11 protein-coding genes are annotated in these 17,156 nt (G+C 60.1%); 3 read left to right on the top strand and 8 right to left on the bottom strand.

Going from position 1 to position 17,156, the window contains the following annotated elements; translation table 11 throughout:
* Nucleotides 1-7 precede the first annotated feature (7 nt).
* The 6 genes from AAFM29_RS05850 to AAFM29_RS05825 form a co-directional block, all read right to left on the bottom strand.
* A complete protein-coding gene (locus AAFM29_RS05850) occupies nucleotides 8-1,018 on the bottom strand; it encodes an NAD(P)-dependent alcohol dehydrogenase (protein ID WP_341711864.1) in 1,011 nt (336 codons plus the stop codon).
* Complete coding sequence (locus AAFM29_RS05845) at nucleotides 1,015-2,766, bottom strand: D-aminoacylase (RefSeq protein ID WP_341711863.1); 1,752 nt, start codon at nucleotides 2,764-2,766, stop codon at nucleotides 1,015-1,017. The genes AAFM29_RS05850 and AAFM29_RS05845 overlap by 4 nt, the downstream gene beginning before the upstream one ends.
* A gap of 64 nt (nucleotides 2,767-2,830) precedes the next feature.
* Entirely contained in the window at nucleotides 2,831-4,315 is a 1,485-nt protein-coding gene (locus tag AAFM29_RS05840) for an MFS transporter (protein ID WP_341711862.1), read from the bottom strand.
* A gap of 40 nt (nucleotides 4,316-4,355) precedes the next feature.
* Nucleotides 4,356-5,180 (bottom strand): alpha/beta fold hydrolase, encoded by an 825-nt coding sequence (locus AAFM29_RS05835; RefSeq protein WP_341711913.1) that lies wholly within the window; start codon nucleotides 5,178-5,180, stop codon nucleotides 4,356-4,358.
* Between the two features lie 67 nt (nucleotides 5,181-5,247).
* Nucleotides 5,248-6,936, bottom strand: coding sequence for an alpha/beta fold hydrolase (locus AAFM29_RS05830; RefSeq protein WP_341711861.1), 1,689 nt, complete (start codon nucleotides 6,934-6,936; stop codon nucleotides 5,248-5,250).
* Nucleotides 6,937-7,018: 82 nt separating this feature from the next.
* The gene (locus AAFM29_RS05825) at nucleotides 7,019-8,329 is read right to left on the bottom strand and encodes an FAD-dependent oxidoreductase (protein ID WP_341711860.1); all 1,311 of its coding nucleotides are present in this window, start codon (nucleotides 8,327-8,329) and stop codon (nucleotides 7,019-7,021) included.
* A gap of 201 nt (nucleotides 8,330-8,530) precedes the next feature.
* On the opposite strand from AAFM29_RS05825, the gene AAFM29_RS05820 reads away from it, so the two are divergent.
* The 3 genes from AAFM29_RS05820 (at nucleotide 8,531) to lepA (ending at nucleotide 14,930) form a co-directional block, all read left to right on the top strand.
* On the top strand, nucleotides 8,531-10,753 hold the full coding sequence (locus AAFM29_RS05820) for an EAL domain-containing protein (RefSeq protein ID WP_341711859.1): 2,223 nt from the start codon (nucleotides 8,531-8,533) through the stop codon (nucleotides 10,751-10,753).
* 115 nt (nucleotides 10,754-10,868) lie between these two features.
* Nucleotides 10,869-13,061: an EAL domain-containing protein gene (locus AAFM29_RS05815; RefSeq protein WP_341711858.1), complete on the top strand. Its 2,193-nt coding sequence runs from the start codon at nucleotides 10,869-10,871 to the stop codon at nucleotides 13,059-13,061.
* Nucleotides 13,062-13,112: 51 nt separating this feature from the next.
* On the top strand, nucleotides 13,113-14,930 hold the full coding sequence (lepA, locus tag AAFM29_RS05810; RefSeq protein WP_341711856.1) for a translation elongation factor 4: 1,818 nt from the start codon (nucleotides 13,113-13,115) through the stop codon (nucleotides 14,928-14,930).
* A gap of 6 nt (nucleotides 14,931-14,936) precedes the next feature.
* On the opposite strand, the gene AAFM29_RS05805 is transcribed toward lepA, so the two are convergent.
* Entirely contained in the window at nucleotides 14,937-15,404 is a 468-nt protein-coding gene (locus AAFM29_RS05805; protein ID WP_341711855.1) for a hypothetical protein, read from the bottom strand.
* Nucleotides 15,385-17,156, bottom strand: a 1,772-nt coding sequence (locus tag AAFM29_RS05800; RefSeq protein WP_341711854.1) for a PIN domain-containing protein, incomplete at its 5' end; no start/stop codon positions are given. The genes AAFM29_RS05805 and AAFM29_RS05800, both read right to left, overlap by 20 nt.

Raw genomic sequence — 17,156 nt, 5'->3', positions numbered from 1 at the left:
TCTCCTGTCAGATTTCTACGGCGATCTTGCCGAAGTGTCCGCCGCTCTCCTGATGGCGGAAGGCGTCGGCCAGATGTTCCAGTGCGAAAGTGTCCGAAATCACCGGCCGGATGCCGTTCGCCTCTATGCCCGCGATCATGTCGAGTTGCTGTTTGCGGCTGCCCACCGTGAGGCCCTGGACACGCAGGTTCTTGGCCATGAGCAGTGCCGTCTGGACTGGTCCGGCAAAGCCCGCCAGCACGCCGATCAGGGCAATGTGGCCGCCGACGCGTGTTGCCATCATCGACTGATCCAGTGTTCCCGCTCCGCCGATTTCGACCACGCAGTCGACCCCAATGCCAGCGGTCAACGCCAAGACCTTTGCGCCCCAGGCGGTCTCCTCCTTGTAGTTGATCAGGTGATCGGCGCCCATGTCCCGGAGGCGCTCAAGCTTGGCACCGCTGGAACTGGTGGCGATGACGGTTGCACCCGCAGCCTTCGCGAGCTGGAGGGCAAAGATCGAGACACCACCGGTTCCCTGCACCAGCACTGTGTCACCCGGCTTGATCGCATTGTCGACGAACAGCGCACGCCATGCGGTGAGACCTGCGCAGGTTAGGGTCGCTGCTTCGGCATGGCTGTAACCCTTGGGCGCGCGGGTGAACCACGTGGTCGGTGCCGTGATCGTCTCACGTGCATAGCCATCAATCCCGTCGCCCGGCACGCGGGTGAATGCAGTCCGCGGCGGTGTGCCATCGAGCCAGTCGGGGAAGAAGGTGCTGACCACCCCGTCACCAACGGCGTACTCGGTCACTCCGGTACCCACTGCAATCACCTCGCCCGCGCCGTCCGACATGGGGATGCGTCCCAGTTCGGACGGGATCATCCCCTTGACCACCGCATAGTCGTGGAAGTTCAGCGAGCTCGCCTTGAGCGCAACCGTGATCTCTCCCGGTCCGGGGGCGGCCGGGTCGTCCAGGTCGACATATTCGAGGGCATCCAGCGAAGCGGGGCTAACCCCGATGCGGATGGCCTTCATTCCGCGGCCTCCGCCATCTCGACGCGTTGTGGGCCGCGGATCAGGCCACCGGGGGTGGCGCCGGTCCATTCGCCTTCGCGGAAAGTTACAGCGCCGTTCTTGATCGTGGCGACATAACCCTCGGCCTTCTGCAGTAGGCGCTTGCCGCCTGCGGGCAGGTCGAACGCCAGCCACGGCTTGCCCAGCTTGAGGCGGTCCATGTCGATGATGTTGAGATCGGCAAGGTATCCGGGAGCGAGAACGCCGCGATCGTCCAGGCCATAGAGCCGCGCTGTGTCGGAGCATTGGCGCTTGATCGCATTCTCCAGCGTGATGGTGCCACGCTGGCGATCGCGGACCCAGTGCTGGAGCATGAAGGTCGGCGAAGCGGCATCGCAGATAGTGCCGCAATGCGCGCCGCCATCGGACAGCGAATTGACCGTGTCGTCCGACTGCTGGAGGTCCATCAGGAAGTCGAGATTGCCGTCTGCGTAATTCAGGATCGGCAGGTAGATAAAGCCCTTGCCCTCATCACGGCAAAGCAGGTCATAGGCATATTCGTCGCCCGAGACGCCAGCCTTGGCCGCGCGTGCGAGGATGCTCTCCTCGGCGGTCGGCTCATAGTTGAAGTCCGGGTCCATTTCGAACTGCATGCCCCAGCCGCCGCAGACGACCATGATCAGGCCGACAATGTCCTGATTGACCTCGCTGAGATCGTTCTGCTCGGACAGGAGCTGGGCCTTGAACGCGGGATCGAGCAGCTTGGCGCGTTGCTCTTCCCACCGCAGGCCTTCGATCGCCTGCCAGCTCGGGCGGAAGCGGAAGGGGTGCACGGTACCCTGCCATGCCATGACGATGCCGTTGCCGCGCAGGGCAATCTGGGCGACGATGTTGGCGCCATTGTCATTCTCGGCGCGCATGCAGGCGATCTGCTCGTCGAGCGGCATTTCCTTGGCGATTGACTGGAGCGCTGCGAAGGTGACGGGCAGGCCGGTTTCGCGGCTCATCTTGCCCATCCAGCCGAACTCGTCCCAGTCGCGCTTCATGTCGCTGGCCATTTCGAACACGCCGTGACCGGCGCGGCCCATGGCCCGACCGATAGCGACAAGTTCCTCTGCCGTCGCAGTGGTGCCGGGCACGACCTCACCGTCGATATCGCGGTGGAGCACAGTGCGTGACGTGGAGAAACCAAGCGCGCCGGCGCGCACGCCTTCCTCGACGATGTCCGACATCCTGGCGATGTCGTCTTCGGTGGGAATGGCCCCAGGCTGTTCGCGGTCACCCAGCACATAGGCGCGCACCGCGCCGTGCGGGACATGGGTCCCCACGTCGATGGTGCGCGGCAGGCGTTCGAGTTCGTCGAGATATTCGGGGAAGGTCTCCCAATTCCAAGACAGGCCTTCGGCGAGGGCAGTGCCGGGAATATCCTCGACCCCTTCCATCAGCCCGATGAGCCATTCGTGCTTGTCCTTGGCGGCGGGTGCGAAGCCGACGCCGCAATTGCCCATCACCACCGTTGTCACGCCATGCCAGCTCGACGGGGCCATTTCCTGGTCCCAGGTTGCCTGGCCGTCATAATGGGTGTGCACGTCGACGAAACCAGGCGTTACGAGCTTGCCGCCGGCATCGATCTCTTCCGCAGCGTCGCCACGAACTTCGCCGACCTGTACGATCAGGCCGTCACGGACCGCGATGTCGCCAGTGAAGCGCGGAGCGCCGGTGCCATCCACGATGGTACCATTGCGGATTATCAGATCGAATGCGGGCATGATGCGGGGTCTCCTCTCTCTTAAGAAGAAGGTTTCACATAAGGACCGATGAGTCCAGTGCCCTTTAGCCAGTGCGTGGGTTGGTTGCGCCCGTCGGCATGCGAACCGTCAGCAGCAGCACCAGGCCGATGGTGAAGAGTATCGAGATCGAAGCCATGCCGACCCGCTGACTGGTAAACCACAGGGTGAAGCGTTCGACGAGGAGCGGCCCCATCCACACGGTAATCGTCCCGGCGATGGCGAACAGGCCAAAGAACTCGCCGCTTCGACCTACAGGAGCCAGCGCGACCAACATGGTGCGGCTCGACGAGATACTGGCGGTAGCGGCAATCGCGACCACGCTGATCAAGCCCAGATAGGTCAGGTCGGACCAGCTCTGGAATACCAGGCCGTCCCAGACCTGTGAGTTGGGGATGAGGCCGAAGAACAGGCTTTCGCGAGTGATGCTGAGCTGGATGACCAGCGTTACAACCATGGCGACAATCTCGATCGCCAGCGCCTGCTTGACGCCTACCTTATGTTCCAGCCAGCCACCTAAGATGCCACCTCCAAAGGCGCAGGCGCTCGCGAAGATCGCGTAGCACAGCATTTCGAGGAAGCCCCAGTCGAGGAACAGCGCGACATAGACCGCACCCAAGGCGAGCAGGGCGGCCATGGCGTCGGCGTAGAACATGCGAGCAAGCAGGAACTTCATCAGCTCGCGATAATGCGATGCCTCACGCAGCGTCTGGAGCACGCTGCGAGCCCCCTCGACCACCGCCTTGCGCCAGCTTGCACCGGGGGTCCCGGGGTCCTTCGCATTGAGGAAGAAGGGCACCGAAAACACCGCGAGCCAGACTGCGCAAATGGGACCGGCGATGCGCATGTGTTCGAACTTCGCAATGTCCAGGCCGAAGCGAGGAGTCGGAAACGGCCAACCAACCATCGATGGCAACACGAACAGCAGGACGAGCGCGATAAAGATCAGCGTTGCGGCCAGATTGCCAAGGCCGAGCCCCAGGCCTGAAATCATCGCGAGCCGGTTCGGCGCTCCGGCGACGCTCAGCATCGCGTTATGCGTGACCTCCGAATAGGTGTAGCTGACATAGGCGATCACCAGCAGTGCCATGATCATCGGGATCGGCAGGCCTTCGCCACCCGGCATCGCGAACCATAGCAAGGCGGAGCAGACGGTGATCGAGAGCAGCGCGCAAAACAGCAGGGGCTTTAGCCTTCCGCCCCGATCGAGCGCCGCGCCAAGGAAGGGGGCGGTCAGTGCCGCGATGAATCCGGCCCATTTCGTGACGGAAGCGATGGTCGCCTGGCCCTGCGCATTGGCAGCAGCACGGGCCTTCTCCGGATCGAGGTGGTTGAGCGTGCCGCCTGCCAAAAGGTCCGCGCCGATAATATCGCGCGCGAAATAAGGCGCGAAAATATAGATGACGATGAGGATATAGTATGGGTTGCGGGCCCATTCGAACATTGCCCAGGCGAAGCCCGTGCGACCCAGAGCCCCGCCTTCGCCATGGATCTGCCTGGTGGGGGGAAGCGCGGTGCTGAGTGGGTCCATGTTCGCGTTGTTCCTGCTCGATGGGCCCGGTGGCGTGCCGTCAGGCGGCTCGCGCCAGCTCCGCTTCGGTGGCCGGCGCATCGAGGAACTTCCTCAGTGACGCCACCGCCTCGTCCGCATGTGTAAGGAGGAACAGATGCCCGCCCCCGCGGAAGACCTCCAACTGCGCATTGGGGATGGCGGAAGCGAGGATGCGACCATTGATGAGCGGGACGATCTGGTCTTCATCGCCCATCATCACCAGCGTTTCCTTGCCGAGGAAGGGCAGGGCGGGAAGGCTGGTCCAGCCCAGCATCGCCAGGAGCTGGTAAAAATAGCCGCGCGGACTTGGTGGCTTGAGCCGGCCGATATGGCTGTCTTTCTGGTGTTCGGCACCGTCACGATCGATCCCGCCATAAAGGGTCTGGAAATGCTCGTTCATGAAGTTGGGATCGATATAGCGGCGCGGGTTGGCCATCTTGGTCAGCGCTGCAGGATTGCCGGGGACCATCAGCATGCCCGCCGTCGTCGCGACGAGCACCAGCCTGCGGGTAGTCTTGGGATATTGGAGCGCGAAGTGCTGCGCCATCGCGCCGCCCCATGACACGCCCATTACGTCAATCTCATCGATTTCCAGCTGCTCCAATATCTGCTTGGCAGTCCAGCTCATCGTGAACGGGTTGTAAGGGACGGTCGGGTCGGGGCTTTCGCCCGTTCCCGGCATGTCGAACATGACGAAGCCGCGTTCGGGCAGTTGCTCGGCCAGCGGGGCGACCGCTTCGATATTCGCGCCAATGCCGTTGAAAAACAGGATGGGTGGATGGTCCGATGGAGCATCGAGGCGCCAGGTTGCGACACGCAGCATGCGTCCCCCAGCCTCCATCATCCGGGTGGTTGCGGTCAGTTCGGACTGGTCTTGTTTGCTCACGCGGTGGCTCCTCGGCCGAAAATGCTCAGCAAGGCTCCATAACGTAGAGACCCGGGGCCGGGTCCAGCGGGGGGTAGGCCTTGTTCCCCAGTTTCGCAGGGGCTGCCTTTTTCCCACCTGAACGGGTCTGGACCCATTCCATCCAGTATGGCCACCAGCTACCGGCCACTTCCTTGGTGCCGGTCAGCCATTCGTCGGCGGTCTGGGGCAGCTTCTTCTTCGCATCGGACTGAATGTAATACTTGGCCTTCGGATTGCCCGGCGGGTTGAGGATCGCCTGCATGTGGCCCGACTGGCTGAGGACGTATGTCACGTCCTTGGATCCGAACAACTGCGTCGAGCGGTAGGTGGCTTTCCACGGCGTGATGTGGTCGGTCACCCCGCCAAGGATGAACAGGTCGCTGGTGATCTTGCTCAGGTCGATCTTGTGGTCGACCATCTCCACCTCGCCCTTCCTGGTGAAGGCGAGCGTTTCGAAGATCGTCAGGAAATCGCCCATCAGCGCGGCGGAGAGATTGGTCGCATCGGCGTTCCAGAACAGCACGTCGAAGGCTGGCGGATCCTGCCCAAGCAGGTAGTTGTTGATGACGTAGTTCCAGATGAGGTCATTGGGCCGCAGCCAGGCAAAGCCGCGGGCGAGGTCGTCACCCTTGATGATCCCCTTCTTCGCGGCCCGGCGCCGGGCGAGGGCGAGGCCGTTCTCACTCACAAGCGATCCCGCCTCTATGTCGTTCTGCTTGGGATGGAGAACGCAGACCATCAACGTCAGCGTACCCAGCAGGTCGTCCCCGTCCGCCGCCAGCTTGCTGGCGAGCATGGTTGCGGTCTGACCTCCCGAACAACCGGCCGAAACGTTGACCTTCTTCGAGCCGGTGATCTTGCTGACGGCCTCCATCGCCTCGCGGCAGGAGCTCACATAGTCGGCCATGTCCCAATGGCCCTGTTCCTTGCTGGGGTTCTTCCAGCTGATGACAAAAGTCTGGATGCCGTTGTCGAGCTGGTACTTCACGACCGATTTCTCTGGGCTGAGGTCGTTGATGTACATTTTGTTGATCTGCGGCGGGATAGTCAGCTGCGGGACTTCGTAAACCTCGTCAGTAGTCGGGGCATAATGGATCAGTTCCATCATTTCGGTACGCAGCACCACCGAGCCTTTCGAGGTCGCCACGTTCTCGCCTAGCTTGAACGGCTTCTTGTCGACCTGGCTGACCATGCCCTTGTTATGGACCATGTCGTCATAGGCGTTCTTGAGACCCTTGATCAGGCTCAGCCCGCCACTGGTGATCGCCATTTTCTGCGCGGCCGGGTTGCCGACCAGCGTGTTGGTGGGTGCGATGCTGTCGATGATGATATTTGAAATGAATCGCGCCCGGTCCTTCTCGAGTTCGTCGAGCTCGAGGTCCTCCAGCCAGCGTGCAGCGCCCTTCTGTACGGCCAGGTAGTATTGCATCCCCGCTCGCATGAAGGGATTGTATTGCCATGCCGGGTCCTGGAAGCGCTTGTCCTTGGGGTTGGGCGCCAAATCGCTCTTGCCGGTCATGATCTTGATCATGTCCTCGCCCATGGCCTGACCGTGCTTCATCAGGCGCTGTGGGTCCGATGCGGTTTCACGCAACATGACGGCGACGGCGCCGAAGATATCCTCTCGCGTCAGGCCGACAAGCGGACCGAGCGCACTGGTGGACTGGGCGGCTTCGTCAGCGAGTTTTGTCATCGAACAGGTATCCTCTGGATTTTTTGGGCCTTCTTGGGCCTCTCTGTCATGCGGGTCAGCAGTGTCGATTGCAAGCGGTCAGCTAGCCCCCCCGCGCTGCTATCATACTGGCAACATCGGTAAATTTCTCGCGCGGGGCGCCTTCACGGGCGGCGGCTTCTTCAGCCTCTTCGATCTTTTGCCAATCGCGAAACGTCACGACATCAATCTGCCGCGCGGCAGCCAGTTCGTCGAATCCGGATCGGCCGCGCTTGGGCGAGCCTCCGACAAGGTCCTCATCAACCAGATCAACTACCGAATAGCCATCGGGCCGATTGGTGCCGATGGTGCCTGACGGCCCGCGCCTGGCCCATCCGACGCAATAGAGACCGGGGAGTATGCGGCCACCGTCGTTCGCAAATCTGCCTGCTCGCTCGTCAAAGGGGACGCCTTCGATCGGTGAACTGCGATAACCGATGCAGCTCACAACCAGATCTGCGCGAATGCGATAGGTTTCGCCGGTCCCAATGGCACGCCCGGCTTCGACCCTGGTTCGTTCAACCTCCACTTCGCGAACCTTGCCGTCATTGCCATGCAGGGCCGTGGGGCTGGCGAAGAAGTCGAAATCGATGGTTATCGGTTTTTCCCCGTGGATGCTTTCCGGGATTGCCGCGAAATCGCGCAGCAGGGTGACCGATTTGCGCAAGCCCGGTTCAAGAATTGCGTCATCGTCCACTGGAGGCAGATCGACCGTTTCGACCCTCGGGCTGGCCTTGTTGAGGTGCATCAACTCCCCCAGCTCCTTGGGCGTCATCATGATCTGGTGCGGTCCGCGCCGCCCAAGGATCGTGATCGTGTGAATGTTCGAAGCGCACAGCGCTTCAAGGGCATGGCGAACGATGTCCGAGCCATCGAATTCGCAGCGTTCTTTTGACAATATGCGGGCGACGTCGAGAGCGACATTGCCCATTCCGATAACCACTGCGTGCTTTCCAGACAGGTCTGGATCGAGTTGCGCGAACTGGGGGTGGCCGTTGTACCACCCAACGAAAGCCGCACTGCCGAATACATTGGCGAGATGATCTCCCGGGAGGTCCAGTGATCGGTCGTTTGGCGCGCCGGTGGCAAAGACGACAGCATCGTAAAGATCCTGCAGTTCCTCTACTGACACATCGCTGCCAACGGCGACATTGCCGACGAAACGCACATTGTCCGAAAGTGCGACCTTCTCGTAGCGACGGGACACACCTTTGATCGATTGGTGATCAGGCGCGACGCCGGTGCGGATCAACCCATAAGGCACAGGCAGGCGGTCGAATATGTCGACCCTGACGTCGTCGCCCCATTTCTTAACCGCCGCTTCGGCGGTGTAGTAACCCGCAGGGCCTGAACCCACGATCGCGATATGGCGCATCCAGCACTTCTCCCTGCAAGACGCTGTAAAGCAGCATAGCCTGTACGCAAGACGTCTCAAGCAGCGATGCAAAGCTTGAAAGGGCCGGGATAGCGTTGAGAGGCATGGTTATGCGTTTGGAAAGCTTTTCCCGCTAGGCGGCTTGATCTGTTCCAGGGTGCGGGGATCATTTCCCCTAAGATCGGAGTTTCGAGGCTGCCAATGGTAGGGATCTTTGCGCGTGGAGCGCGCGCCAAGGCACGACAAGATGGTGAGGCAGCCGAACCGGAACTCCGGCCGATCGGTGCTGCCGATATCAGGCGTCGCGTCGAACTGCTCGATAGCTTCGAAAATGCCGGACTCGGCTGGTTCTGGGCCACCGACCGGCATGGCCGCATAATCTACATATCGGACAACGCAGCCAAGAAACTCGGTTGTTCGGTTGATGACATTATCGGCAACCATCTCACGGCGCTCTTCGTGCCGGAGACAGACGAAGAGTCGGGCCAGAACACCGAACGTCCACTCAACTTCTTGCTGGGCGCGCGCAATTCGATCTCGCAGCTTCCGGTCCGCCTTGCGATGGGCTCCAGTGAGTGCTGGTGGGAAATCGCCGGAAAGCCACAGTTCGACGAGAAGCAGGATTTCGTGGGGTTTCGCGGCAGTGCCAAGGACATCACGGCAACCTTCCAAAGCCGACGTGATGCCGAGCGGATGGCACAGTATGACTCGCTTACGGGTCTGGCCAATCGCCATCGGATGACCAAGCGCCTCACATCGATCCTGCAGGCCTTCCGAAACTCCAAGCGCAGCTGCGCCCTGCTCATGATGGACCTGGATCGATTCAAGGCAGTCAATGATACTTTGGGCCACCCTGCCGGTGACGAGCTGCTCAAGCAGGTCGCTCGCCGGATCGAGAAGGTCATTGGTGAACGAGGCGAGATTGGACGCCTGGGCGGCGACGAATTCCAGATCATCCTTCCTGACATGGATGATCGCGGAGATCTCGGCGAAATCGGTCAGAAGCTGATTCAGATGGTTTCCCAACCCTACCAGCTCAACGGCTCGCGCGCTGTTATCGGCACCTCGGTCGGGATTGCGGTCTCACCCTATGACGGGGTCGAGGTCGATGAGCTGATCAAGGCAGCAGACCTTGCGCTCTATGCTGCCAAGGGCGGTGGCCGGGGGCAGTACCGCTTCTTTCACATCGACCTGACTGACAGCGCAAAACATCGACGACAGATTGAAGAAGATTTGCGCGATGCCTTGGAGCACGGTGAGCTGAAGATGTATTATCAGCCCATCGTCGATTCAAAGACGCACAAGCTTACTTGTCTTGAAGCACTTATGCGGTGGGAGCATCCCGATAGGGGCTTCATTCCACCTTCGCAGTTCATACCGGTCGCCGAAGAAATCGGCATAATCAACGATCTGGGCGAATGGGCAATCCGTGAGGTTTGCCGCCAGGCCAGGGAATGGCCGGTGGAACTGCGTGTTGCGGTCAATGTGTCGCCTGTGCAGTTCGCGAGGGATGACTTGCCTGAGATCGTCAAATCGATCCTCATGGAAACGGGCTTTGAAGCCCATCGGCTAGAATTGGAGATCACCGAGAGCGTTTTCCTGGGTGATACCGACAGGACGCAGGCGATGTTCGAAGAGCTGAAGCAAACAGGTGTACGCCTGGCGCTCGACGACTTTGGAACCGGGTACAGTTCGCTTGGCTATCTCCAGCGGGCACCGTTCGACAAGATCAAGATTGATCAATCCTTTGTGCGCGGTGCTACGGAGAAGGGCAACAACAACCCGGCGATCATGAGCGCGATCGTCTCGCTGGCTCAGTCGCTGAATATGGACACGGTAGCTGAAGGCGTCGAGACCAAGGACGAACTCAAGCTGGTTGCCGAACGCGGCGCGAGCCTTGTTCAGGGCTATATCTTCTCGCCTGCAATTCCCCATGAAGAGCTGTTGGAGCGGCTCGCTAGCGGAGAACTCAATTACGAGCCTCGTGGTCCTGAGAAATACCGTGCCGAACGCCGTGCGGTCTATCGCAAGATCAGCGTCATCCATGAAGATCACAGTTACAACGTCACGCTGCGAAACCTCTCAAAAACCGGGGCGATGATCGAAGGCTTGCTCGAGGTTCCTATCGAGACACCGATGGTGCTCAACCTGGGCGGCGGTCAGCTGGCAGTGGCTACTGTCCGCCGTTCAGAAGGATATATGCAGGGTCTCGAGTTCGAGACGCCGCTGATAAGCGATGGAGCAGATGGGCTTTGCACGCGGCACCGCGTGTCTCCGTATCAGATCGAGGCTGCAGGTCGGCCGCTCGCGAGCCTGCCCGAAGATCCGTACGAACTCCTCAAGGCCGAGCTGCGGGGCGCGGGATCTAAGGGCAAGGCCTTCGTCGAAATCGACCCAAGCGCTTCGCGCCGACGGGTCCGGTAGGACGCGCTCCGGGTCAAACTTTTCGCGCTGGGTAAGGCTGGTCGTTAGGGTAAAACTAACCAATCTTGCCTAGCAATGGACTGGTAACAACGTTGGTAGTCGAGGCTTGGTGATCATGGGGGCTATGCCCTTTTCCGATTTCTTCAAGGGCAAGAAAGGCGCGCAGGTCCCCGGCGAAGCCTCGCCTGAAGGCGTCACTGCCGATGATAAGGTCGCGATTGTCGAAGATATCGAAACGAGCGGATCCCTGGGTTTCTGGACTACAGACGGCTCGGGTCGCACGACCTACCTCAGCAACTGGATTGTATCGGCGCTCGGATTGGCTGCCGACCGGGTCCTCGACCAGCCAATGCAGCAGCTCTTTATCCCGGTCGAGGGTGAGGTTGACGGCCGTTCACTGGGGCTCAGGCTGGGTACGCGCAAGAGCTTCGCCGGGCTTGCCGTGCAGGCGAGCCGGGACTCGATCGACTTGGTCCTGCGCCTTTCTGGCCGCCCTCTTTACGACGCTGAAGGCGAGTTTCGCGGTTTCAGGGGAAGTGCGGTCGATGTAACCGACGAATTTCGAGCCGAGGAAGAGGCCAATCGCTTGGCCAAATTCGATTCCCTGACCGGGTTGGCCAATCGCCATCGCATGGAACAACGGATCGACTCGACGCTTCATGCTTTCCGTACGGCAAAGCGTGCAGCAGCATTGATGATGCTCGACCTGGATCGCTTCAAGCAGGTCAACGACACGCTGGGGCATGCGGCAGGCGACCAGTTGCTCCAGCAGGTTGCTGATCGCTTGCGCGGCGCCGTCGCTGGTCGAGGCGAAATCGGGCGTTTGGGCGGCGATGAATTCCAAGTCCTCATCCCGGATATCGACGACCGCGGTGAACTCGGCGAGATCGCAAAGAAGATTATCCAGATCCTCTCGCAACCCTACTCTGTCGAAGAAGGGCGCTGCTCGATTGGTTGTTCGGTCGGTATCGCGATTGCTCCATATGATGGGGTCGAACGCGACGAACTGACCCGCGCTGCCGACCTCGCGCTTTATGCGTCAAAGAACGGTGGCCGCGGACAATTCCGTTTCTATGCCGCCGATCTTGAACACGAAGCCAACTTGCGCAAGCGGATGGAAGAGGACCTCGCGGAAGCAATCGAGGCGGGACACTTTACGCTGGAATACCAGCCGGTGGTCGACCTGTCTGACAGCCGCGTCGTGGCGCTTGAGGCGCAGTACTGCTGGTCCGATGAGGAGCGTGGTCGAGTTGAAGCCGACACCTTCTTGCCAGTCGCAGAAGGCAGCCGTCTTATCATTCCGATCGGCCAATGGGGCCTTCGGCGCGCTTGCGAAGACGCCGTGCAATGGGAGCATGAGCTCCGCGTTGCGATCCGGGTTAGTCCCGTACAATTCGAAGCCAATGGCTTCGTCGCGGCGGTCGAAGAGGTTCTCGAGGAAACGGGCCTTGATCCCGCGCGGCTCGAGTTGCGTTTGCCGGAGTCCGTGTTGCTCGGCGATGGTACCAAGGTCGACAAGGCACTTGCGGCGCTCTTCAAGCTCGGCGTGCGACTAACTCTGGACCAGTTCGGAACCGGCCTTTCATCGCTCAGCTATCTGCGCCGGGCGCCGTTCAACGCCTTGCGCATCGGGGAAGATTTCTTCGAACCCGTGCTTGGCAGCGAACTTGGCGATCTGGAGCTTGTCCGTGCAGTTGTGGCGCTCGGCGGTGCCATGGGAATGGAGATCGTCGCATCAGGCGTACACGCCATGGCCTTGATGGAAGAACTCAAGCGCCTGGGTGTGAACCAGGTCTGTGGTTTCGTTTATTCCGGTGCTTTGTCGAACGAGCAGGTCCTGGAAGAGATTTCGCAAGGCGAGTGGATTCTCGCGCCGACCGATTCCGGTATACAACGCGCCAGCCGTCGTACTGTGTTCCGCAAGATCGGGTTGATCCACGAGGATCACTATTACGACGTCACGTTGCGCAATCTCTCGCGTACCGGGGCGATGATCCAGGGTCTGGAAGACGTGCCCATCGGCACCATGTTCGTGCTCGATTTCGGACAGGGCCAGCTGGCGGTGTGTTCGGTACGGCGGACGATGGACGATACCCAGGGCGTCGAGTTCGAACAGGAACTGGTCGACGACGGGGCAGGGGGTCTGTGTACGCGGCATCGCGTCAGCCCCTATGAACTCGCTGCGGCTGGCGTTCCGCTGCAAGCGCTTCCGCCCGGTCGCTACACGTTGGCGCAGGGGCTGGAATCGAACCCGTCTTTCGCGCAATTCAAGCTGTCCGCCAATGCACCAAACCAGCAGGCTGCCTGAGGCGATCTTTGCCTGCTGACAGCTTTGCGTGCCGCCTGTATGGGCGGCGCGATGACTGACCTTTCCAAGATCCGCAATTTTTCCATTATCGCGCATATCGACCATGGCAAGTCGACGCTCGCCGACCGGCTGATCCAGCACACCGGCGGGCTGACCGCGCGCGAGATGTCCGAGCAAGTCCTTGATAACATGGACATCGAGAAGGAACGCGGGATCACCATCAAGGCCCAGACCGTGCGCCTCAACTACACCGCGCGCGATGGCGAGACCTATGAGCTCAACCTCATGGACACGCCCGGCCACGTCGACTTCGCCTATGAGGTCAGCCGCAGCCTCGCCGCCTGCGAGGGCGCGCTGCTGGTGGTCGACGCCGCGCAGGGGGTCGAGGCGCAGACGCTCGCCAACGTCTACCAGTCGATCGAGCACGACCACGAAATCGTCCCCGTCATCAACAAGATCGACCTGCCCGCGGCCGAGCCCGACAAGGTCCGCGCCGAGATCGAGGACATTATCGGCCTCGACGCGTCCGAAGCCGTGCTCACCTCCGCCAAGTCGGGCATCGGGATCGAGGACACGCTCGAGGCGATCGTCGCCAAGATCCCCCCGCCGCAGGGCGATCGCGACGCGCCGCTCAAGGCCATGCTGGTCGACAGCTGGTACGATCCCTACCTCGGCGTGGTCATCCTCGTCCGCGTGATCGACGGGGTCATCAAGAAGGGCCTGCAGGTCAAGTTCATGCAGGGCGGCACCCAGCACCTGGTCGACCGTGTCGGCGCCTTCACCCCCAAGCGCGTGGACCTGCCCGAAATCGGCCCGGGCGAAATCGGCTTCATCACCGCGCAGATCAAGGAGGTCGAACAGGCCCGCGTGGGTGACACCATCACCACGGTGAAGGGCGGGGCCACCCAGGCGCTCGCCGGCTACAAGGAAGTGCAGCCGGTGGTGTTCTGCGGCCTGTTCCCGGTCGACGCCGCCGATTTCGAGAAGCTGCGCGAATCCATCGCCAAGCTGCGGCTCAACGACGCCAGCTTCTCCTACGAGATGGAAAGCAGCGCCGCGCTCGGCTTCGGCTTCCGCTGCGGCTTCCTCGGCCTGCTGCACCTCGAGATCATCCAGGAACGCCTCAGCCGCGAATATGATCTCGATCTCATCACCACCGCACCCTCGGTCGAATACCGCATCCAGCTCAGCCATACGAAGAACGAGGATGCCAAGTCGATCATGCTGCACAACCCGGCCGACTGGCCGGACACCAACCGCATCGAGGTGATCGAGGAACCGTGGATCAAGGCGGTGATCTACACGCCCGACGAATATCTCGGCAGCATCCTCAAGCTGTGCCAGGACCGCCGCGGCATCCAGACCGACCTGACCTATGTCGGCGGCCGCGCGCAGGTGACCTACGAACTGCCGCTGAACGAGGTGGTGTTCGATTTCTACGACCGGCTGAAGTCGATCAGCCGCGGCTATGCCAGCTTCGATTACGAACAGATCGGCCTGCGCGAGGGCGATCTCGTCAAGATGAACATCCTCGTCAACAACGAGCCGGTCGACGCGCTATCGCTGATCGTCCACCGCAGCGTGGCGGAAGAGCGCGGCCGCGGCATGTGCGAACGGCTGAAGGACCTGATTCCGCGCCACCTGTTCAAGATCCCGATCCAGGCCGCGATCGGCGGCAAGATCATCGCCCGCGAAACCATCGCCGCGCTGCGCAAGGACGTGACCGCCAAGTGCTATGGCGGCGACATCACCCGCAAGAAGAAGCTGCTCGAGAAGCAGAAGAAGGGCAAGGCGCGGATGCGGGAATACGGGAATGTGAGCATTCCGCAGGAGGCGTTTATTGCTGCGTTGCGGATGGGCGAGGAATAAATCCCGTCAGTGTTGACAGCCGGGCAAAGAAGCTAGCGGATTAGAGTCGGACAACCGATCCAACAACTTTGAAGGCCGCATGCGCCGGAAAAACTGAGGCGGCTGAAATCCAGGCTCAAGTGCGCGCAATTCCTGTAGGCCAGGGGGGTGTGCAACAGGAGAGATCGTGTCAAACGACATCACCGCGGCAGTATCGATATCACTGACATAGGCATCGAACTCAGCTTTGCTAATACCCATGCACGCTTGGTAAGCTTCCCAAATTGCTGCAGTTGTCTCGACTGTGACATCACGCAACTTTGCGACTGCCATTACTCGGCCGTAGGGCACCTTTGCATAAAACCAAACCAACGTCCCTGATTGAAGCTTTGGCGCACGGCGGCGCAGTTCCACGCACTTCTCACCCGACAGGAATGCATCGAGCAAGTTTGGCCTCAAGGAAATGAGGACCTGCTCAGTGGTTTGCTGAAGCAACTGGCTCTCCAACCTCAATGAGTTTTTGAAGGCTTTCAGAAGATAAAGCTCTTGCCGTCACGAGATTCGCACCGTCTGCACAACCGATTTCCTTCAACCGAGCCAATGGGACAGCGTTGCGAAACTTCAGCAGATTATCGAATTCGGTAACGCACAAGTCCTCACCGTTCGCCATAGTTTGGATATCGGCTTGCGACAACACGCCCCGAAGCTGCGCCAGATTTGCTGCTGAGTGCTCGGTTGCTAGGAACCTTCGTTGCACTCGGGCAATTGCGGTCGCGGCCGACCTCCCTTTCGATTTCGCCTTGCCCGCCGACTCAAAGAAAACGATCAAGCCGTTGTCCGGAACTCGTGCGGCGTTCTTCGCATTGGAAAGATAACACTTTTGAGGCGAAAGGCCAGCGCGCTTTCCTGCTAACAGCGTGGGCTGCAGAGTGCCTTGGAACAGCGCTTCGGCGTAACTTGGCCAGATCGGGACGATGATCGCAGGGCGACCTTCAAGCGCAAAAATTGTTGGTCCAAGGAAATCTTCAAGAGTCCTGAGCCGGAGTTCAGTCAGCGAACCATCTGGATTTCCAATTTCAATTGTGTCGTCTGGATTGACGAAAGTGGGGGCGGCAACAGGCAGAGAGATCTCAAACCGAGAGCGAATGAGATTCCCAACGCCACCCCAGTTTCCAGCTGTGATTGGGCGTCCGAAACTGACTTTCACAAGGCGCTCGCGTTGGCCGCTAGCGTGACTGGAAACTTGGAATCCAAAATTGAGGGCGCGCTCGCGGACCAAACGCAAACTCGGCGAAGTCTCAATCCAAAGAAAACTGTCCTTTGAAGTGGAAGCGGATCGGCAAGCAAGGTCTAGTAGATGGTCAACTGCGAGCTCAGCAGCGGCGTCTTGCATGTCCACAAAGACATGTAGCTGGGAACCAGCCTCATCTGTGGCGCCAGGCTGCCAAGTGGCGGCTGCTATAAGGTCTCTATCTCCGCGGACAACTACTCTAGTGCGGGGCGAGCGGGACGTTCCTTGTCCAAGCGCTACGCGAACAATTGAAGGTGAAATCCCGAGGCGATTGGCCGAACTTTCCAACAGCAGTCGATCTGCGTCTGTGAGTTCGCGAGTCGTGATTGACCGCTCTTGATGCTCAATCGTCAGGCTGGACTGCGAGGCAAGCTGATCATCCGGTACAGACGCAAACACAAGCGGCGAAACGACTTCAATCCCATATCGTAATCGCAGATCATCTGCGTTCCTCAGGATCGCCTTTTCGGATGTCACAAAGCCAGCGACATCTTCAACGATTGCGGTGGTCAGATGGCCAATGTCCGAACGATCTTGTTCGGTGAGCGAACCGGCTCGATGCCGGTCAGGAAACACCAATTTCGCAAGATCATTGTGGTATTGGTCGGCAATTGCCTTGGGCGGTTTGGGAACGATCGGCAAAGCGGAGGCGAGATTCAAAAGCTGGTCATGCGGGAAGCGTTCTGTTTGCCGCTGCAACTCAATTACGAACTCCTCCGAAATTGCTAAGCGAACCTCATTTTCGAATGCGGCAGCAAAGACTCGACTGACGGCTGCGTAGTCCTTTCTTTGCATTACGACGTCAAAAAGAACATTAAGATCAAAAAGAAACAGTGGGGCCGGACCTGTCTTCGGCGTATTGAGTACCAGAGATGATCTGCGAGGTTTGATTTCTTTAGGGAGATTGAATAGGCTGGGAGTATCTAGGCCCTGTTGACAAACTGGATTCACAATCG

It is taken from the genome of Erythrobacter sp., from assembly GCF_038133525.1.
In the GTDB taxonomy this organism is placed as follows: domain Bacteria; phylum Pseudomonadota; class Alphaproteobacteria; order Sphingomonadales; family Sphingomonadaceae; genus Qipengyuania.
This window is presented reverse-complemented; position numbering and strand designations above follow the sequence as displayed.

Excerpts from the sequence above, each read along its gene's own strand:
- AAFM29_RS05850 (WP_341711864.1), bottom strand. The coding sequence starts at position 1,018 with ATGAAGGCCATCCGCATCGGGGTTAGCCCCGCTTCGCTGGATGCCCTC.
- AAFM29_RS05845 (WP_341711863.1), bottom strand. The coding sequence starts at position 2,766 with ATGCCCGCATTCGATCTGATAATCCGCAATGGTACCATCGTGGATGGC.
- AAFM29_RS05840 (WP_341711862.1), bottom strand. The coding sequence starts at position 4,315 with ATGGACCCACTCAGCACCGCGCTTCCCCCCACCAGGCAGATCCATGGC.
- AAFM29_RS05835 (WP_341711913.1), bottom strand. The coding sequence starts at position 5,180 with ATGATGGAGGCTGGGGGACGCATGCTGCGTGTCGCAACCTGGCGCCTC.
- AAFM29_RS05830 (WP_341711861.1), bottom strand. The coding sequence starts at position 6,936 with ATGACAAAACTCGCTGACGAAGCCGCCCAGTCCACCAGTGCGCTCGGT.
- AAFM29_RS05825 (WP_341711860.1), bottom strand. The coding sequence starts at position 8,329 with ATGCGCCATATCGCGATCGTGGGTTCAGGCCCTGCGGGTTACTACACC.
- AAFM29_RS05820 (WP_341711859.1), top strand. The coding sequence starts at position 8,531 with ATGGTAGGGATCTTTGCGCGTGGAGCGCGCGCCAAGGCACGACAAGAT.
- AAFM29_RS05815 (WP_341711858.1), top strand. The coding sequence starts at position 10,869 with ATGGGGGCTATGCCCTTTTCCGATTTCTTCAAGGGCAAGAAAGGCGCG.
- lepA (WP_341711856.1), top strand. The coding sequence starts at position 13,113 with ATGACTGACCTTTCCAAGATCCGCAATTTTTCCATTATCGCGCATATC.